This window comes from Flavobacterium branchiicola (assembly GCF_018383905.1).
GTDB lineage: Bacteria > Bacteroidota > Bacteroidia > Flavobacteriales > Flavobacteriaceae > Flavobacterium > Flavobacterium branchiicola.
In genome coordinates this window covers 362,048-380,630 of sequence record NZ_JAGYWA010000004.1, presented here as the reverse complement: position 1 = coordinate 380,630, position 18,583 = coordinate 362,048, and the positions used below count along the sequence as shown (strand labels likewise).

At 33.1% G+C, this 18,583-nt stretch carries 18 protein-coding genes; 11 read left to right on the top strand and 7 right to left on the bottom strand.

Going from position 1 to position 18,583, the window contains the following annotated elements:
* Positions 1–131: 131 nt before the first annotated feature.
* Positions 132–512, bottom strand: coding sequence for a pyrophosphohydrolase domain-containing protein (locus KHA98_RS11650; protein ID WP_213258104.1), 381 nt, complete (start codon positions 510–512; stop codon positions 132–134).
* Positions 513–594: 82 nt separating this feature from the next.
* Between KHA98_RS11650 and KHA98_RS22910 the strand changes: the two genes are divergently transcribed.
* The 5 genes from KHA98_RS22910 (at position 595) to KHA98_RS11630 (ending at position 3,699) form a co-directional block, all read left to right on the top strand.
* Positions 595–783, top strand: a complete 189-nt coding sequence (locus KHA98_RS22910) for a hypothetical protein (RefSeq protein WP_246522302.1) — start codon at positions 595–597, stop codon at positions 781–783.
* A 158-nt stretch (positions 784–941) separates the two neighbouring features.
* Positions 942–2,162 carry an SRPBCC family protein gene (locus tag KHA98_RS11645; RefSeq protein ID WP_213258103.1) on the top strand — a complete coding sequence of 407 codons (1,221 nt, stop codon included), beginning with the start codon at positions 942–944 and terminating at the stop codon, positions 2,160–2,162.
* A 68-nt stretch (positions 2,163–2,230) separates the two neighbouring features.
* Positions 2,231–2,773: an RNA polymerase sigma factor gene (locus tag KHA98_RS11640; RefSeq protein WP_213258102.1), complete on the top strand. Its 543-nt coding sequence runs from the start codon at positions 2,231–2,233 to the stop codon at positions 2,771–2,773.
* Between the two features lie 33 nt (positions 2,774–2,806).
* Complete coding sequence (locus tag KHA98_RS11635) at positions 2,807–3,223, top strand: hypothetical protein (RefSeq protein ID WP_213258101.1); 417 nt, start codon at positions 2,807–2,809, stop codon at positions 3,221–3,223.
* A gap of 17 nt (positions 3,224–3,240) precedes the next feature.
* Positions 3,241–3,699 (top strand): sensor of ECF-type sigma factor, encoded by a 459-nt coding sequence (locus tag KHA98_RS11630; RefSeq protein WP_213258100.1) that lies wholly within the window; start codon positions 3,241–3,243, stop codon positions 3,697–3,699.
* A 70-nt stretch (positions 3,700–3,769) separates the two neighbouring features.
* Here the strand turns inward: KHA98_RS11630 and KHA98_RS11625 are convergent, their stop codons facing one another.
* The gene (locus tag KHA98_RS11625; protein ID WP_213258099.1) at positions 3,770–4,831 is read right to left on the bottom strand and encodes a WD40/YVTN/BNR-like repeat-containing protein; all 1,062 of its coding nucleotides are present in this window, start codon (positions 4,829–4,831) and stop codon (positions 3,770–3,772) included.
* A 236-nt stretch (positions 4,832–5,067) separates the two neighbouring features.
* Between KHA98_RS11625 and KHA98_RS11620 the strand changes: the two genes are divergently transcribed.
* The 3 genes from KHA98_RS11620 to KHA98_RS11610 all read left to right on the top strand — a co-directional run bounded on the left by KHA98_RS11620 (position 5,068) and on the right by KHA98_RS11610 (position 9,823).
* A complete protein-coding gene (locus tag KHA98_RS11620; protein WP_213258098.1) occupies positions 5,068–6,354 on the top strand; it encodes a hypothetical protein in 1,287 nt (428 codons plus the stop codon).
* Positions 6,355–6,485: 131 nt separating this feature from the next.
* Entirely contained in the window at positions 6,486–8,459 is a 1,974-nt protein-coding gene (locus KHA98_RS11615) for a KUP/HAK/KT family potassium transporter (protein ID WP_213258097.1), read from the top strand.
* Between the two features lie 149 nt (positions 8,460–8,608).
* Positions 8,609–9,823: an RsmB/NOP family class I SAM-dependent RNA methyltransferase gene (locus KHA98_RS11610; RefSeq protein ID WP_213258096.1), complete on the top strand. Its 1,215-nt coding sequence runs from the start codon at positions 8,609–8,611 to the stop codon at positions 9,821–9,823.
* A gap of 183 nt (positions 9,824–10,006) precedes the next feature.
* Here KHA98_RS11610 and KHA98_RS11605 read toward each other — a convergent pair whose 3' ends face one another.
* Both KHA98_RS11605 and KHA98_RS11600 read right to left on the bottom strand, forming a co-directional pair.
* Entirely contained in the window at positions 10,007–11,050 is a 1,044-nt protein-coding gene (locus KHA98_RS11605) for an AMP-binding protein (RefSeq protein ID WP_213258095.1), read from the bottom strand.
* A 15-nt stretch (positions 11,051–11,065) separates the two neighbouring features.
* Positions 11,066–11,992: a CPBP family intramembrane glutamic endopeptidase gene (locus KHA98_RS11600; RefSeq protein ID WP_213258094.1), complete on the bottom strand. Its 927-nt coding sequence runs from the start codon at positions 11,990–11,992 to the stop codon at positions 11,066–11,068.
* Between the two features lie 112 nt (positions 11,993–12,104).
* Here KHA98_RS11600 and arsC point away from each other — a divergent pair, with 112 nt between their 5' ends.
* Both arsC and KHA98_RS11590 read left to right on the top strand, forming a co-directional pair.
* Positions 12,105–12,449 (top strand): arsenate reductase (glutaredoxin), encoded by a 345-nt coding sequence (gene arsC, locus KHA98_RS11595; protein ID WP_213258093.1) that lies wholly within the window; start codon positions 12,105–12,107, stop codon positions 12,447–12,449.
* Between the two features lie 95 nt (positions 12,450–12,544).
* Entirely contained in the window at positions 12,545–15,004 is a 2,460-nt protein-coding gene (locus KHA98_RS11590; protein WP_213258092.1) for an outer membrane beta-barrel family protein, read from the top strand.
* A 296-nt stretch (positions 15,005–15,300) separates the two neighbouring features.
* Here the strand turns inward: KHA98_RS11590 and KHA98_RS11585 are convergent, their stop codons facing one another.
* The gene (locus KHA98_RS11585) at positions 15,301–15,474 is read right to left on the bottom strand and encodes a hypothetical protein (RefSeq protein WP_026984685.1); all 174 of its coding nucleotides are present in this window, start codon (positions 15,472–15,474) and stop codon (positions 15,301–15,303) included.
* A gap of 159 nt (positions 15,475–15,633) precedes the next feature.
* Positions 15,634–15,768: a hypothetical protein gene (locus KHA98_RS23015; protein WP_262898991.1), complete on the bottom strand. Its 135-nt coding sequence runs from the start codon at positions 15,766–15,768 to the stop codon at positions 15,634–15,636.
* Positions 15,769–15,797: 29 nt separating this feature from the next.
* On the opposite strand from KHA98_RS23015, the gene fumC reads away from it, so the two are divergent.
* Positions 15,798–17,183, top strand: a complete 1,386-nt coding sequence (gene fumC / locus KHA98_RS11580; protein WP_213258091.1) for a class II fumarate hydratase — start codon at positions 15,798–15,800, stop codon at positions 17,181–17,183.
* Between the two features lie 144 nt (positions 17,184–17,327).
* On the opposite strand, the gene KHA98_RS11575 is transcribed toward fumC, so the two are convergent.
* On the bottom strand, positions 17,328–18,530 hold the full coding sequence (locus KHA98_RS11575; RefSeq protein WP_213258090.1) for an NAD(P)-dependent oxidoreductase: 1,203 nt from the start codon (positions 18,528–18,530) through the stop codon (positions 17,328–17,330).
* Positions 18,531–18,583 lie beyond the last annotated feature (53 nt).

Below are 18,583 nucleotides of genomic sequence, written 5' to 3'. Positions count from 1 at the left end.
ATCGCCAATCTTTGCCGAATCCCGCGTGTGATTTCTCCTTCGTCGAAATGACAAAAATAACACAAAGCTTTGCGAACTTTATGTTTTCATAAGAACTACAAAAAAACTTAGCGCTCTTTGCGGTAAATATTTTATAAAAGTTTAGAAAAATCTGGTTTAAAATAATTTGGCCCTTTCATTACTTTTCCGTCTTCGCGGTAAATTGGCTGGCCGTCTTCTCCAAGCTTGCTCATATTACTTCGTTGAATTTCATCAAAAACAGCTTCGATTTTATCCTGCAAACCGTGCTCAATAATAGTTCCGCACAAAATGTACATCATATCTCCCAATGCATCAGCAATTTCAACTAAATCATTATTCAGAACTGCTTCGAGATATTCTTCATTTTCTTCTTTCATTAAATTATAACGAAGCATTTTTTTTGTTGCACCCAAATCAGCAATTGGACTTTGGCTGTGACCTATTCTAAAAGCAGTATGAAATTCAGTAACTGCATCAAGTTGTTTCTTCATGATTTTTTATTGATTAAATGAAGTGGCAAATTAGCAACTATTCATATACAATTCTCTAAATTTGTCAAAAATTATTTAAAGTATGTTTAGTCAGGGACAATTAATATTTGCAGTCTGTTTTTTTATCGCCTTTGTAATCGTTATGATATTTGCATATCGAAAAGATTTGGCACTTCATAAAATATTTTACAAAGGAAATTATAAGGTGTTAATTGGTTTTTTACTTTTTATAGTAATTTTATTTCTGATAAAAATCTTTCTTAAACACTAATTCTAATAGATTATTTTTAAGAAGTAAACAATTAATACATTTCACAAACGTTTTAATTTACTTAGAATACAATTAAATACAATACCTTTATTTTTTGGCGTTAATAATAGTGCCAGTGATAAAATTTATAACTTTACGACACCAAATAATCTACTCCAATGAAGATTCTAAAATATTTATTTCTTTTAGCATTATTAAGCCTAGTTGCTCTTACCGTTTTTGTCGCTACCCAAAAGGGAGTTTTTTCTGTAGAAAGAAGTAAGGTAATCAATTCGCCAAAAGCTACTGTATATAATTATGTAAATGATTTTAGAAATTACGAAGATTTTGAATCGTGGGCGCTTGAAGATTCTTCTATTCAAATGACTTATCCAAATAAAACAAGCGGAAACGGAGCTTCTTTTTACTGGACAGGAACTGAAGGTGCAGGAAGTGCTATTACTCTTAAAGCAAAAGAAGGAGAAAGTATTGACCAAAAAATAAAATATGATGGGACAGAAGCTGATGTTAACTGGACTTTTAAAGATACATTGGGCGGAAAAACTAAAGTAACCTGGAAAGCTAAAGGAACCATGAGCTTTTTATTTAAAATTTACACAGCCTTAAATGGAGGTTCTGATAACGTTATTGGAACAGTTTATGAAAAAACACTTGTAAACATTGACAAAAATCTGAATTACGAGATGAAAACATTTACAGTAAAAGTAGATGGAGTTGTCCAAAAAAATGAAACTGCTTATATCAAACAAACGTTTACAAGCGAAATTCAAAAAGTAAACAAAAACGCAAGAATTGTAATTCCGAAACTTATTCAGTTTAGCGAGACAAATGGCTTGAGTATTACCGGAAAGCCATTTATAATTTACCATACTTACGATACTACAAGCGGATTAGCAAAAATTTCAATCTGTTTACCTATCAACAAAGAAATCTCAATAAGCTCAGGAAGTGATATTCTGGCTGGAAAATTAAATGGATTTGATGCTGTTAAAACAACTTTAACAGGCGACTATTCTCATACTAGTGAAGCTATTACAAAAACTAAAGCTTACATCAATAACGAAAAAATTATTCCAGATTTAAACTGGTCGCATCTTGAGGTTTTAGCTGTAAGTAAATTAGATGTAAAAAGTCCGTCGAAATTAGTAACCGAAGTTTATTTCCCAATTAAACCAAAAGTAGTTCCTGCAACTACTGCTCCTGTTGCAACACCAGTTTATGGATCTGAACCGGAAACAGAAACTGAAACCGGAACAGAAGCAGCTGCACCAAAACCTGCAATCACAAAACCCGTGACTGCAAAGTCTGCAACTCCAAAGCCTGCAGCACCAAAACCTGCGGCTCCAACTACTACAAAAGAAGAAGAATCAGAATTTTAATATCGAAAATTAAACCTTTTGTATAAAATTCATTCTAACACTTTTTAAAGCTTGATAAATTAAAAAGTTTGAGAGACGAAAAGGAATTTATACAACAATTATTAAACCCTCAAACGCAAAATACAGCGTTTAAAAAACTCATATCTGATTATCAGAGACCTTTGTATTCCCATATTCGAAACATTGTTTTGAATCATGACGATACAGATGATGTTTTGCAGAACACTTTTGTAAAAGTATTTCAGTATTTAAAAAACTTTAAAGGAGAAAGCAAGCTTTTTTCCTGGATGTATCGAATTGCAACAAATGAAGCTTTGACATTTTTGAGTCAAAAAGCCAAATTAAAAGGGATTTCATCAGAAGAACTTCAGAATAAAACAATCGATAATTTAAAATCTGATGTTTATTTTGATGGAGATGAAATTCAGATCAAACTTCAAAAAGCGATCGTAATGTTACCCGAAAAGCAACAACTCGTTTTTAAAATGAAATATTTTGAAGAATTAAAATACGAAGAAATCGCAGAAATATTAGGCACATCTGTTGGAGCATTAAAAGCATCTTATCATCACGCAGTAAAAAAAATTGAAATTTATGTTACATCAAATTAAACCTTTTGTAACAAAACCTGTCTTATAGATATTATGAAAGCATTTAAATTAGAAAACGAGCCAAAAATCAAATCCGGATTTAATTCTCCGGAGCATTATTTTGATGATTTTTCGGCAAAAGTTTTACAGCAGTTAGATAATGAAAAAGAAGTAAAAGTAATTCCGTTTTATAAACGTAAAAATGTACTTACTATGGCAGCCGCAGCTGTTGTTTTTATCGCCTTAATGATTCCGATAGTAAATAACTACAACGCAACATCAAAAGAACTTGATGAAGCTACCCTGGAAACGTATTTATCGTATCAGTCAAATCTGAACCAATATGATCTGATTCAGAATATGGACACAAAAGACATTCAAAAACTGAGCAAAAATGTTGCTATCGAAGATGAAACTCTGGAAGATATTCTGGCAACAAATCCAAATATTGAACACTTAATTTCTGAATAAAAAATAAAACTTAAAATATGAAAATCAAAAATATACTACCGATACTTCTATTTTTAGTAAGTTTTTCATTTTACGCTCAAAATGGAAAAACAGATGAAAAACGCGAAAAGATTAAAGCTTACAAAGTTTCTTTTTTAACGACGGAACTAGAATTAACTCCAACAGAAGCGGAGAAATTCTGGCCAATTTACAACGCTTATGATGACAAACAATTTGAACTGAAACATCAAAAGATGAAAACTTACATGAAACAGCTTGACGATGATAAGATCAATTCTATTTCAGAAAAAGAAGCGGCTGTTTTACTTGCTCAAATGGAAAGTACAGATAAAGAACTTTATCTTTTGCGTGATAAATACAATTCAAACCTCAAAAAAATACTTTCAGCTAAGAAAATATTGAAGCTAAAAAAATCAGAAGACGATTTTTATCGAAAATTATTAAAACAATACAGAGATAAATCCGGTAAAGATTAATTAAAAATACAACAGCGATAGGAACCCTATATAATAATACTTACTTTATTATTTAGGGTTCTTATTTTTTTTATATAAAAGTAATTCGGATCATTTTATTATATCCTGCGGCAATAGCAGTGTTTTTATTAAGAAATCGAATTGTAAAAAGTTTAGATTCATCAGACAACTGTTTCCATGTTGCACCGCTATCCTGAGAATACTGAATACCAGAGGCTCCAACACAAACCAATTCTTTACCATTACCTCCCGGAACATATTGTATGCAAGAAGCATAACCAAATCCTTGATTTTGCCCTACTAATTCCCATGTTTTACCTCCATCTTTGGTGATAATCTTATTATCTGAATTTAAAGTAGGATAATCATAATCTCCACCAGCTGCAAATCCGTTTTTAGCATCGTAAAAATCGGCTGTGAAAATTCCTGTCATTTCTTTTCCCTGAACAATAGGTGTTTCCACCACTTTCCATGTTTTTGCTTTATCTGGCGAATAAAAAACGCGTGCTTTTTTTCCTCCGGAAACTAACCATGTATCATTTCCTTTTATTACAATATTGGTATTACTAGCAGCAAAAGCAGCTTCTCCTGCGGTATTGGTAGGTAATTTGTCCGATAATAATTTAGTCCAGGTTTCTCCTCCGTCACGAGTAACAATTATAGAAAAAGTATCTTCGGTCGGGTCTCCAATAGCAATTCCTTCTTTATCATTCCAGAATTGCATACTATCGTAAAAAACTTTAGAATGAACCTCTTTGTAAACTAATTTTACTTTTTGATCTTTTTTAGAAACCTGATACAATAAAGCCGGATTTCCTACACTTAATAAAAACACACTTTTGGAAGTCTGTGCAATGCTTCTAAACTCTAAATTTAAAGTATCACGATAAATATGATCTTCAAATTTTTCTCTTTTATTTAAATCAAAATAACCAAAGCGAGAATTATCTGCCCCATACCATACTCTATTATTATCTATTGCAATAGCACGAATACTAATTTTATCCTGAAATAAAACTTCTGTCTGCATAGAAACAAAACCACCATTCACAGCTTCTTCTTCTCTGTTTGTCAAAGATTTAAAAGATACAAATAAGACAAAAGCGCCACAAAACAAAATTATTTTTTTCATTGAATATAGATTTAGGTGATGCTAAAATACAATTATTTATAACAAATAAAATAGGTTTCGTTTTTTTATGATTAATAATTTTAAGGGCGGTTTTTTTTCAAATCCAAAATCAAACTTTTTTAACTAAAAACATAACAATTTAAAAACCAACGTCTTAAATCCAAAATAAAACCAGTATCATTTTTTGGCACAGTAATTGGATATTTGACAATAATAAATTTTTAATATTATTTGCCATGAAAGCGAAACTACTCATACTAGCATTGTTTACGATAGGATTAAGCTCTTGTTCTGTTCAGAGTCAAACAACCGTTTACGCAAAAAATTCAGATATCAGCGACAATTTAGATTTAAGAGCTGTTGCCTCAATGTTTGGTGAATCATCAAATCTTCAGGATTTTGAAAGAAGATTAAATGACCCTAAATACCAAATCTCAAACCTTGACTTAAATGGAGATAATCAAGTTGATTATCTTCGTGTAATCGAATCTGTAGAAGATAGAACACACGTTGTAATTATTCAGGCTGTTTTGGATCGTGACGTTTATCAGGATGTTGCAACACTTGACGTTGAAAGAGATAATTACAACAAAGTAAGTGTGCAAATTGTTGGAAACACCTATTTATATGGAACAAATTACATTTACGAACCGGTTTATAACGTTGTTCCTGTAATTTATTCTTCATTCTGGGTTACCAACTACAGACCTTACTGCTCTACTTATTATTGGAATTATTACCCAACTTATTATGTGGCATGGAATCCGTATCCGATTTACAGATATAGAAATAACATAAATGTGTGTATAAATGTACACAATAGTTACAACTACGTTAACTACAGAAGAAGCTACAGAGCTCCTGTTATGTATGAATCAAGACGTACTTATGGTTACGAAAGAATCAGACCTAATTATGGCTTTGAACAAAGACACGCTAATGTAAGCAACAGGTATGATTTAGATCAAAGAAGAACTGCAACCAGAGATTATAACAGATCTCAAAATACTTACAGCACAAACAGAACTAGTACAAACAGAGTTTCTCCGTCTGATAACAGAAATTACAATACAAGCAGATCTACAACAGACAGAACTTATAGCAATACAAATCGTTCTTCAACTGGAAACAAAGAAAATTACGGTTCTGTAAATACGCCATCAAGAACTGAAAATAATCAAAGAACTCCGTCAACAAATTATGACCGCAACAGTTCAACTGTTTCTACACCAAGAGCAAGTTCAGAAAACAGATCCTATTCCAACAGAATGAGTACACCAAGACCAGAAACATCACAAAGATCGGAGTCTTCCAGAAATTATTCTGAAAACAGAATGAGTACGCCAAGACAAGAAGCGCCACAAAGAGCCGAAACATCAAGAGGTTATTCTAACAACCGATCAAATGCCGGAGGGCAAAGTTCACAACATTCAGAATCTGCCAGAGTAAGTCAGGAAAGCAGAAGCAGTCAGCCACAAAGAGAAAGTGGTTCCGGATCACGAGGTGGCGGAAGACGAGGCTAATAAAACCCTAATACAGAATAAGAAACAAAAGCACAATTTACGGATTGTGCTTTTTTTTATCTTTTTAATGATAATTGTCGCTAATTTGTTTTAAAACAGTAAATTTGCAACCGTCTTTTATTAAAACATACATGAGCGCATCGCATAAAAACTTACATAGTAAGTTGTCTATAGGGGGTTTATTGATCACATTAGGAATTATTTACGGAGATATTGGTACTTCTCCTTTATATGTAATGAAAGCCATTCTTGGTGAACACATTATTAATGCTGACATTGTTTTAGGAGGAATTTCCTGTGTATTCTGGACTCTAACTTTACAAACTACAATAAAATATGTCCTTATAACCTTAAGCGCCGATAATCATGGTGAAGGAGGTATTTTTGCCTTATATGCATTAGTTAAAAAAACGAAGATTCAATGGCTCATTGTCCCCGCCATTATTGGAGGAAGCGCCTTACTAGCCGATGGAATTATAACACCTCCCATTTCGATTTCCTCTGCTGTAGAAGGAATCAGGGCATTTTATCCTACAATGGAAACTGAGACGATTGTTTATATCGTTATCTCCATTTTATTTGTCTTATTTACTATTCAACAGTTTGGAACCAAACTAGTTGGAAAGTTTTTTGCACCAATGATGCTAATTTGGTTTGCCATGTTAGGAACTTTAGGAGCAATTCAGGTATTTCATTATCCTGAAGTAATAAAAGCTATAAATCCATATTATGCTTACCATTTATTATCAATTCATCCAGATGGTTTTTTTGTTCTTGGTTTTGTATTTTTATGTACAACCGGAGCAGAGGCTTTGTACTCAGACATGGGACACTGTGGTAGAAAAAACATCAGAATCAGTTGGATATTTGTAAAAGCAACATTAGTATTAAACTATTTCGGACAGGCTGCTTACTTAACACATCACGAAGGAAGTACGTTACAACAATTAGGGGGAGAAAATGGAAATCCATTTTACTTGATTATGCCTCACTGGTTTCTTCCATTCGGAATTGTCGTAGCAACTTTAGCTGCAGTAATTGCTTCACAAGCTCTCATTAGTGGATCATTTACATTGATTAACGAAGCTATGCGTTTGAATTTCTGGCCTAAAGTAAAAATCAAATATCCTACCGAAGTAAAAGGACAATTATACATTCCTTCTATCAACTGGTTATTGTTTTTTGGTTGTGTTGGAATCGTTCTGCATTTTCAAAAATCAGGAAATATGGAACATGCATATGGTTTAGCTATCATCCTATGTATGATTATGACAACCATTTTGCTGAACTATTACTTAATCATGAAACGTGTAAAACTGTACTTTATGGTACCGTTAATCACTATTTATTTGTTGATTGAATTCAGTTTCTTATTCGCTAACATCACAAAATTTGCAGAAGGTGGTTATGTAACTTTAATAATTGCTACTGTACTTATTTCGATAATGACGATTTGGTATCTGGCTAAGAAAATCAACAAAAACTACACTAAAGTGGTTAAAATTGATGATTACAAAAAAGTATTAATGGAGTTGAGCGAAGACTTAACAATCCCAAAATATGCTACTCACTTAGTTTATATGACTAATGCAAGTCGTGTTGATGAACTGGAAGAAAAAGTTATTTATTCGATTTTACAAAAACGACCAAAAAGAGCTGATATTTACTGGTTTGTACACGTTAACATTCTTACTGAGCCTTATAAAACACAATATAAAGTTACCGAAATTGCTAAAGACGATATTTACAGAATCGATTTTAATTTAGGATTTAGAGAACCTACTAAAATCAATTTAATGTTTAGAGAAGTAATTCGTGATATGGTAAAACGTGGTGAAGTAGATATTACAAGCCGTTACGAATCATTGAATAAAAACAATATTATTGGTGACTTTAAATTTGTATTGTCAGAGAAATTCCTTTCGAATGACAATGATCTAAGATGGCATGAGAATATTATCATGAATTCTTATTTCTTCATCAAAAAACTGAGTTTATCTGAAGAAAGAGCTTTTGGATTAGACAGCAGCTCGGTGAAAATAGAGAAATTCCCAATGGTACTTCATGCTCCGGAGAATATCGGATTAACAAGAATTACAAAATAAAAACTGCTTGCAGGAATATCATAAAAAAACACTCTTTTAAAACTTTTATCAGAGTGTTTTTATTTTTAAAAGAAAGCTAAATAAGAATCAGAAATTAAAAATTTAACTTTCAATCAATTAATAGTACCTTTGCAACTCAAATTATAGAAATGAGATTACACAGAAATTTAGTTTATACTACCATCGACTCTTTGAATGCTATCTTCAACGAAGGAGAATATGCAGACAAAGTGGTAGCACGAGCCTTAAAAAAAGACAAACGTTGGGGAAGTTCTGACAGGAAGTTTGTTGCTGAAACAATATACGAAATTGTTCGTTGGAAACGTCTATACGCAGAAATCGCAGAGGTTAAAGAACCTTACGACAGAGATAATTTATGGAGAATGTTTGCGGTGTGGGCTGTTTTAAGGGGATATCCGATTCCGGATTGGAGACAATTAGAAGGCACACCAGAAAGAAAAATAAAAGGTCGTTTTGACGAACTTTCAAAAGTGAGAGCACTTAAAGAATCTATTCCGGACTGGATGGATGAATTGGGTGTAAAAGAACTTGGCGAAAAAGTTTGGGCAAAAGAAATTACCGCTCAAAACCAACCTGCAAAAGTTATTTTAAGAACTAATACACTTAAAGGAACTAAAGAAAATCTGAGAAACACTTTGATGGATTTAAATATTGAAACAGAATATTTAAAAGATCAGCCAGAAGCTTTAGTTTTAAAAGAAAGAGCAAATGTATTTTTAACAGATGCTTTTAAACAAGGTCTTTTTGAAGTTCAGGATGCAAACTCACAATTAGTTGCCGGTTTCTTAGATGTTAAACCAGGAATGCGTGTTGTTGATACTTGCGCAGGTGCAGGTGGAAAAACATTACACATTGCTTCTTTAATGGAAAATAAAGGACAATTGATTGCAATGGATTTATACGAAAGCAAACTAAAGCAATTAAAATTAAGAGCAAAAAGAAATGGCGCTTTTAATATTGAATACCGTATTATTGACACTACAAAAGTGATCAAGAAACTACATGAAAAAGCAGACCGTGTTTTAATTGACGCACCTTGTAGTGGTTTAGGTGTTTTAAAAAGAAATCCAGATTCTAAATGGAAATTACAACCTGAATTTATCGATAACATTCGTAAAGTTCAGAGTGAAGTTTTAGAAAGCTATTCTAAAATTGTAAAACCAGGCGGAAAATTAGTTTATGCTACTTGTTCTATTTTACCATCTGAAAATCAGGAGCAAATTGAAAAATTCTTAAAAACAGAAATCGGAAAGCAATTTACATTCCTTCAGGATCGTAAAATTTTAGCTTCAGAATCTGGTTTTGACGGATTTTATATGGCGCTTTTAGAACGTAAAGCCTAAAAATTTAAATTCCAATATTTAAATTCCAAATTCCAATTCTTGGAATTACTTAATATTAAAAATCCCAAATTTCAATCTGAGTTATTGAAACTTGGGATTTTTATTTTTACCAGTTCAACTTTGTCAAAGTTCTAAACACAAACTATTGGAATTTGGAATTTTCAATATTGAAATTTTAGAATTTTATTCCTGTAAAGTTGGCTTTCTTAACAATTTTCCGTTTTCATTTTCTTTGAATTTCGGAACAAAAACAATTTCTTTCGGTTTCTCAAACTTTCCTAAAACATCAAAAAAATCAGAAGCAAAATCTTGTTTATCCCCTTCGATAACCAAAATTAATTTTTCACCTAAAACTGCATCAGGAACTCCGGTTACAAAAAATCTATTCGTGATTTTACCAATTAGTTTCGCTTCTATCTGTTCGGGAATCAGCTTCACTCCTCCACTATTTATTACATTATCAATTCTTCCTAAAAAAACGAATTGATTATCATTTACTAAATCTATCAAATCATTGGTAACAATTGGCTCCTCAGAAATCGACGAGACATGAATTACCAGACAACCACGATCATCTTTCTGAATTTTTACATTTGGCAAAATCGAAAAAGCTTTGGTTCCAACTTTTTTAGCAGCAATATGCGTTATGGTTTCAGTCATTCCGTAGGTTTCGTAGATGTCTGTTTTTAATGGTAACAATTTCTCTTCTAAAACGCTGTCTATTTTTGCTCCGCCAATAATTAACTTCTTTATATTTCTCAGCTTTCCAATAGAATTCTGAACCTGTAGCGGAACCATCGCAACAAAATCATATTGTTTATTATTATACGCTAATGGCTCTGTGCTAGGAACAACAACATCCAATTCTAATCCTAAAATCAAACTGCGAACAAGCATCATTTTACCGGCAATAAATTGGGTAGGCAAACAAAGTAATGCTTTATTTCCAGGTTCTAAACCAAAGAAATCCCCAGTAGCCAATGCCGATTGAATCATTGCCTGTTTTTCTAATCTTACTACTTTAGGAAGTCCAGTAGTTCCGGAAGTAGTCATTTCGATATAATCTTTATGATCAAACCAATCCAGAAAAAATTCTCCTATAGCTCTTTCGTAGGCATCACCTTCTTTTATAAAACTGTATCCTACACGACATAAGTCTTTTGCATTTAAATGATAACCGTTTAATTTGAAATAGTTGTGTACTTTTTTATGTGTTAACTCCAACATGGTATTTATTTCTTTTTAAGATTCCAAAACATTAATTTCTCCCGTTAATCTTTCTTTCCAGTTTGTCCAATTGTATTTTTTACTAAAGATAAAAAGTAAAATAGGATAAACTATTACAACTGGCAATATTACATCAAAACCTGCTGAAGGTTCAGACATATCCTTAAAAATAGAATGCGTCTGAAAAACCGACCAATCTGACGTTACAAGTAATGCACCAATCAAATTATTAGCTGCATGAAAACCAAGCGCTAACTCCATTCCTTCATCCATAAGCGTAATCACTCCTAAAAACAAGCCTGTTCCTATGTAGTAAACCATTACGATATATCCCATTTTTTCGACTTCGGGGTTAAATATATGCAAGCTTCCAAAAATAATCGAAGTCATTAGTAGTGGAAACCATCTGTTTCTGGCCAAATTAGCAAAGCCCTGCATTAAATATCCTCTAAATACATATTCTTCTGTAGTAGTTTGTATGGGAATCAATATAGAACCTACAAGCAACAAAACTAAAAAGGGAACCAGCTTAAAATTCCAAACAAAACTTTCTGGTGATTTTAAATAAACTGCTACAAAACTCAATACAGAAAAAAAAGACCACAACGTAAATGAAAACAAAATACGTTTCCAATCTACTTTTTTTCTGGAAGTAGTAACAGACAAAAATGTCTGATGATGAAGATATTTTACCACAAAATAAACTCCAACCAAAGCAAAGGCAAATGAAATCATTACCAAAAACAACGTGAGATTGGGTTCGAAGATTTTCATTACAGCTTCATTATCTGTCGGAACTTCTTTTTTATCTATAAAACTGGAATATAAAACTGCCGCTGAAAAAGGAATTTGGCCAATAAAAGAAGCGATAATAATTAAGACCGACCCTAGAAGATATAACCAAAATTTATTCTGAGCCTTAATCCCTTGTTCTAAAAACATAAATTTTAAATTTTAAATGAGAATGCAATTTAATAACTAAATCTTATTTTTGGTCTCGCTAAAATACCAATTTTTTATTTTATCAATCGTAGAACATCTAAAATATAACAAAATGATACAAATTTATCATAATCCACGTTGTGGCAAATCGAGAAGCTGCCTTGCTTTTATTGATCAGACAAAACAAGAATACGAAATCATTCCTTATCTAACAGATACTCCAAGTTTCAGCGAACTGAAAGAATTACTGGAGAAACTAAATCTGGACCCAATTCAATTAGTGCGTGTTAAAGAAGCCATCTGGACAGAAAATTACAAAGGCAAAAATCTGAGCAATGACGAAATTATTCGGGCAATGGCAGATCATCCCATTTTAATTGAACGCCCGATAGTTATTAAAGACGGAAAAGCCATTATTGGAAGAGATTTAGATCTTGTTGCCTCCTTTTTAGACTGATTATAAAAAGGCAAATTAACATTTTTTTATGATTCGGCTCTTTAAACCAAAAGCTACATTTGTCGTCTAAAGATTAAAAGAAACCAAAAATCACAATGAAAAAATTGAAATTTGCTGTACTGCTTGTGTTATTTTTTACAAGTTTTTACAACTATGCACAACAGGCTCCTCCTGGTAAAAACAAGGTAAAAGTAACCGGAAAAGTTTTCGAAAAAGTAAGCAAACAACCTCTGGAATATGCTACAATATCGATTATGGCTCCAAATGACACTAAAGTTATAGCAGGCGGAATTACCAATCCAAAAGGTGAATTTGAAGTAGCAGTTGCACCAGGAACATACGATATAAAAGTTGAGTTTATTTCTTTTAAAGCAACCGAAATAAAAGGAAAAAACATCTCAGGAGATACAAATCTTGGTGTTGTAAATCTTTCAGAAGATGCTGCACAATTAAACGAAGTAGTTGTTCGTGCAGAAAAATCAACAGTAGAAATTAAACTCGACAAAAAGGTTTACAATGTTGGCCAGGATATGATGGTAAAAGGAGGAACTGTAAGTGATGTTCTTGATAATGTTCCTTCAGTTTCTGTTGATACCGAAGGAAATGTAAGTTTAAGAGGAAGTGACAACATTAGAATTTTAATAGACGGACGTCCTTCAACAGCAATAAATATTGCCGAAGCATTACGTCAGCTTCCTGCCGATGCAATCGACAAAGTTGAAGTAATCACCAATCCATCTGCTCGTTATGATGCTGAAGGAGGCTCAGGATTAATCAATATCATTCTTAAAAAAGGTAAAAATCAGGGTTTCAACGGGACTTTTATTGCCTCGACAGGAATTCCTGAAGCTTACGGCTTAAGTGCTAACTTAAATTATAAAACAGAAAAATTAAACTACTTTACAACTATGGGATACAACCATAGAACCAATGAAGGTGCAGGTTTAACAAATACTGAATATGTAAACGCCGACGGAACACCTAAAGGATATCTAGACGAAGATCGTGATACCAAAAGAACTTCTGACGGTTTTAACGGAAGAGCAGGAATCGAATGGACTGTGGCACCAAATACCTTTTGGACAAATGCCATCAATTATCAAAAAAACTCAGGCGATACACGTGACTTAATTAATTACTATAATTATGATGCTGCTCATGCTTTTACCGGAACCTCTTTCCGTTTAAACAATGGTGATACAGGAAGTCAAAACGTAGAATACAGTTCTAATCTAATCAAGAACTTCAACGACAAAGGACATAAACTTACTGCCGATTTATCGATCTCAAAAAATGATGATGACAGTAACAGCACCATTACAGCTTCACCAAACTACAATACTACATTGAATGACCAGGTTCAAAAACAAGTATTATTACAAGCCGACTATGTTTTACCATTAGGAAAAGGAAGTCAATTTGAGGCCGGATATAAAGGTAGTTTTGGAGATTTAAATAATGAGTATTTTGTAACAGATGAGAATGGAGAAAAAGACCCAAACTTATCAAATACTTTAGAATACAAAGAAAACATCAATGCAATTTACACACAGTACGGTCTTAAAGTAAACAAGTTTTCTTATTTATTCGGTTTACGTTGGGAAGACACAAACATTCATGTAAATTTATTGGAAACGAATGATTTCAATACTAAAAAATACAACAACCTGTTTCCGAGCGCATTTATCAGCTACGAAATTTCAGATCAAAGTAATTTTACAGCAAGTTACAGCAAACGTTTAACAAGACCGAGAGGACGTTTTATGAATCCTGCAGTTAACTATTCAAGTAACATCAATATTTTTCAGGGAAATCCGGACTTAGATCCATCCTTAACCGATAAATATGATATTGGATACATCAAACGTTGGGACAAAGTAACTTTCAGTTCATCTGCATATTTTGAGGACACAAAAGATGTTTTCAGCTTTGTGCGAACTCCAAACGGAGAAGTAGTAAATGGAATTCCCGTAATTCTAAACCGACCAATTAACTTAGGAAAAGAGCAAAAATTTGGTTTTGAATTCACATTCAATTATACCCCTTTCAAAATTTGGAGAATAAACAGTAACTTCAATCTTTACAATGTAAAAACAACAGGAGAAAATACTTATATTGATTTTAATGATAATACAGTTGTACAAAATCTCGACAATCAAGCCAACACTTGGTTCGCCAGAATCAACTCAAAATTAACTTTACCATACAAAATAGACTGGCAATTAAATGCCACTTATAATGGCGAACAAAAAACGGCTCAGGGAAAAAACTTAGGTCAGTTTGGCATGAATACAGCTTTCAGTAAAGATGTCATGAAAGACAAAGGAACAATTGCTTTCAACATTAGCGATATTTTCAACTCAAGAATCATGAGATCGTATACTTATCTTCAAAATGCTACAACACTTGAAAGTCAGACATCTTATAGTGAAATGCAATTTCGTAAACGCCAATTCAACTTATCATTCACTTACCGTTTCAACAAACCAAAAAGTGAAAGAGAAAAAGGCGGACAACCTAAAGAAGGTGATGGCGGCGGAGATTATCCGGGATAAATTTTGTTAAATTCCAATATCAGAAATTCCAAATTCCAACCTTGTTGATGGAAATTCCAATATCTAAAAATCCAAATTCCAATTTTAAAAATAGAATTTGGATTTTTTACTTGAATGCAAACAACAGAACTTTCGATTAATTACAACAAACCCTACAGGTTTTTAAAACCTGTAGGGTTTATAATTCTTTTAAAATTCACAATCTTGAATTTGGAATTTTAAAAATTGAAAATTATTCCTGCATAAAAAAAAGGACTCGTAAAAACGGGTCCTTTTTTTATGACATCAATCTAAAATTAAATAGATTGTTCTTCTTGTCTTTTTTTAGCTCTCTTTTCTTTGAACATTTCCCAGCTTGCTCCCGTAACCCAATAAGATACGAAACCAACTAAGAAAAACATTAACCAAAATCCTATAGTAAGAATGGTTAAGAAAAGTAAAAAGCCTAAGTACTGTGAAAATTCAAACATGTTTTCCGGAATTTTTGAATGTTACGACAAATGTAGGTTATATATTGTTTCTCAGCAATAAAATCTAAATCAATTTTCAGGAAATAACATTTATCCGTATATTTATACTCATTTTAAATAAGCTTTTTTTTTGAATGCGAGACCTTTTAAATAAAGACTTCATAGAAAATCATAATAATTTTTAGAAGCCAATTCCTGCTGTCCGCTATATCTTTTATGCTGAACCCCAGCATAAAAGGATGCCGCTTCCATCAGGGCTAGAGAACTCGTTTTCAAAAGATAAGACCAATACATTTTTCAAATAACATTTTATAAACAACAAAATGAAATATCGTATAGAAAAAGACACCATGGGCGAAGTTCAGGTCCCTGCCGATAAATATTGGGGTGCACAAACAGAACGTTCCAGAAATAATTTTAAAATCGGACCATCGGCATCTATGCCAAAAGAAATTATAGAAGGTTTTGCTTACTTAAAAAAAGCAGCCGCTTATGCCAATTATGATTTAGGTGTTTTGCCAATCGAAAAAAGAGACGCCATTGCAGCAGTTTGTGATGAAATTCTCGAAGGAAAATTAGACGATCAGTTTCCGTTGGTAATCTGGCAGACTGGTTCAGGAACGCAAAGTAACATGAATGTCAATGAAGTAATTGCTAATCGTGCACAGGTTCTGAAAGGTTTTGAAATTGGCGAAGGCGAACAATTCATTAAAGCCAATGATGACGTTAATAAATCACAATCATCAAACGATACTTTCCCGACCGGAATGCATATTGCAGCCTACAAAATGGTAGTAGAAACCACAATTCCCGGAGTAGAAAAATTACATGCAACTCTTGTCAAAAAAGCAACAGAATTCAAAGATGTTGTCAAAATTGGCCGTACGCACCTTATGGACGCAACGCCATTAACTTTAGGACAAGAAATTTCAGGTTACGCCGCACAATTAGCATTCGGAGTAAAAGCTATAAAAAATACTTTGGCGCACTTATCTGAAATTGCCCTTGGAGGAACTGCAGTAGGAACCGGATTAAACACACCAAAAGGTTACGATGTAAAGGTAGCAGAGTATATTGCAAAATTCACCAATCATCCTTTTGTAACCGCAGAGAATAAATTTGAAGCATTGGCAGCACACGATGCCATTGTAGAAACTCATGGTGCATTAAAACAATTAGCTGTTTCTTTAAATAAAATTGCAAATGATATTAGAATGCTGGCTTCTGGTCCGCGTTCCGGAATTGGAGAAATTCACATTCCCGAAAATGAACCTGGATCTTCCATCATGCCCGGAAAAGTAAATCCAACACAATGTGAAGCCTTAACCATGGTTTGCGCACAAGTAATAGGAAACGATATGGCAATTGCTGTTGGCGGAATGCAGGGACATTATGAACTAAATGTTTTCAAACCTGTTATGGCTGCAAACTTTTTACAGTCTGCACATTTATTAGGCGATGCTTGTGTCTCTTTTGATGAACATTGCGCTCAGGGAATCGAACCAAATTACAAACGAATCAAAGAATTAGTAGATAATTCTCTAATGCTCGTAACCGCTTTAAACACCAAAATAGGGTATTACAAAGCCGCAGAAATTGCTCAAACTGCTCACAAAAACGGAACAACTTTAAAAGAAGAAGCAGTACGTTTAGGTTACGTAACTGCCGAAGATTTTGATGCCTCGGTAAAACCGGAGGAGATGGTATAGATTAGGTTTTTGTTTCAGGTTTCAGGTTTCAGGTTTCATGTTTCATGTTGAAAATACTTCACGGATAAAAACTACTAACTAAAAAAGGAGAAAATTAAATTTTCTCCTTTTTTATAACCTGAAACTTGAAACCTGAAACAAATTTTATTTCCCGTCTACATAGTCCTGTAAATAACTAAAACGCTCTGTTAGTTTTCCTTTTTCGGTGATTTTAGCACGTTTTAAAATTCCATCTTTATCTCCGTTGAAGAAAGCCGGAATGACAAATTCCATAAATTGTTCGCCAAAACCTTCGCTTGCATCTTTTGGAATTTCGCAAGGTAAATTATCAACTGCCATTACAGCAACCGCAGCTGGATGAAATACATCTACTTCTTTATCTTCAAGAGGGAAATAGCCATAAATAGGTTCAGCAATCGTCGAAGAACGAATTGTACAGGCAATTGGCCCATTTACATCGCACGAAATATCTGCCACCACTTTCAATCTGCAATCACTTGCATTTAGCATTTCACGAGTCAAAATCATTGGCGCATTATTCGCATGAAAATGCCCGGCAAAATAGATATCCGAAACTTTGGTAAATCTTTCAAAATCTGAAACATATTCTTCAGGATGTGACACAAAATCTTTAAAGTCCAAAACTTGTCCGTCCTTACGTTTATTGTATTCTAAAACATCTAGCTGAACATAAACAGCCTGCGTATATTTTTTACTTAGATAATTATCAACGGTGATTTCTTTAATCTTTATGGCATCCAGAATTTCTTTTGCTCCGCTCCCTACTTTTCCGGTTCCGGTAACAACAAATTTTAGAGCTGGCATTGTTATACGTTTTAAGTGCATAATCAAAGCTTCTTTTCCTGAAAGTGTTTCAGCCTTTGGAAGTTTAAATAATTCAAATTTCAAACCAAAAGCACGAATTCCGTTGTAAACGCCAACCATTCCGGCATATTTCCCGAAACCAATTAATCGATGATCGTGCTCATTAACAATAGTTTCATGATCATACAAATCAATATTCTTTTCCAGAATTGCTTGCAATAGCTTTCTGTTATGTGGTTGCTTTTTAATGGTATGTGAAAAAAAGAAATACGCTTTATTTGGAATCAGATTTTCAACCGGAACTTCTTTTACTCCAAATAAAACATCAGCATCAGAAACATCATCAGTAATCGTGATCCCCATGTTTTTATAATCATCATCAGAAAATATTCTGATATCAGAGCTTTCTACTTCAACAGTAGCATTGTGATATTGTTGTTTTAATTTTGCAAGCTCATCCGGAGCAAATACCACACGACGATCTGGCGGGTTTTTTCTTTCTTTTATTATTCCAAATTTCATTTATACGGTCTTTTTATTTTTAACAATATAACTTTTTTATTAGTATTTGTTTC

What these genes read in the sequence shown, in the direction of transcription:
- KHA98_RS11650 (WP_213258104.1), bottom strand. Translation starts at nt 512, where the DNA reads ATGAAGAAACAACTTGATGCAGTTACTGAATTTCATACTGCTTTTAGA.
- KHA98_RS22910 (WP_246522302.1), top strand. Translation starts at nt 595, where the DNA reads ATGTTTAGTCAGGGACAATTAATATTTGCAGTCTGTTTTTTTATCGCC.
- KHA98_RS11645 (WP_213258103.1), top strand. Translation starts at nt 942, where the DNA reads ATGAAGATTCTAAAATATTTATTTCTTTTAGCATTATTAAGCCTAGTT.
- KHA98_RS11635 (WP_213258101.1), top strand. Translation starts at nt 2,807, where the DNA reads ATGAAAGCATTTAAATTAGAAAACGAGCCAAAAATCAAATCCGGATTT.
- KHA98_RS11630 (WP_213258100.1), top strand. Translation starts at nt 3,241, where the DNA reads ATGAAAATCAAAAATATACTACCGATACTTCTATTTTTAGTAAGTTTT.
- KHA98_RS11625 (WP_213258099.1), bottom strand. Translation starts at nt 4,831, where the DNA reads ATGAAAAAAATAATTTTGTTTTGTGGCGCTTTTGTCTTATTTGTATCT.
- KHA98_RS11620 (WP_213258098.1), top strand. Translation starts at nt 5,068, where the DNA reads ATGAAAGCGAAACTACTCATACTAGCATTGTTTACGATAGGATTAAGC.
- KHA98_RS11615 (WP_213258097.1), top strand. Translation starts at nt 6,486, where the DNA reads ATGAGCGCATCGCATAAAAACTTACATAGTAAGTTGTCTATAGGGGGT.
- KHA98_RS11610 (WP_213258096.1), top strand. Translation starts at nt 8,609, where the DNA reads ATGAGATTACACAGAAATTTAGTTTATACTACCATCGACTCTTTGAAT.
- KHA98_RS11605 (WP_213258095.1), bottom strand. Translation starts at nt 11,050, where the DNA reads ATGTTGGAGTTAACACATAAAAAAGTACACAACTATTTCAAATTAAAC.
- KHA98_RS11600 (WP_213258094.1), bottom strand. Translation starts at nt 11,992, where the DNA reads ATGTTTTTAGAACAAGGGATTAAGGCTCAGAATAAATTTTGGTTATAT.
- arsC (WP_213258093.1), top strand. Translation starts at nt 12,105, where the DNA reads ATGATACAAATTTATCATAATCCACGTTGTGGCAAATCGAGAAGCTGC.
- KHA98_RS11590 (WP_213258092.1), top strand. Translation starts at nt 12,545, where the DNA reads ATGAAAAAATTGAAATTTGCTGTACTGCTTGTGTTATTTTTTACAAGT.
- KHA98_RS11585 (WP_026984685.1), bottom strand. Translation starts at nt 15,474, where the DNA reads ATGTTTGAATTTTCACAGTACTTAGGCTTTTTACTTTTCTTAACCATT.
- KHA98_RS23015 (WP_262898991.1), bottom strand. Translation starts at nt 15,768, where the DNA reads ATGTATTGGTCTTATCTTTTGAAAACGAGTTCTCTAGCCCTGATGGAA.
- fumC (WP_213258091.1), top strand. Translation starts at nt 15,798, where the DNA reads ATGAAATATCGTATAGAAAAAGACACCATGGGCGAAGTTCAGGTCCCT.
- KHA98_RS11575 (WP_213258090.1), bottom strand. Translation starts at nt 18,530, where the DNA reads ATGAAATTTGGAATAATAAAAGAAAGAAAAAACCCGCCAGATCGTCGT.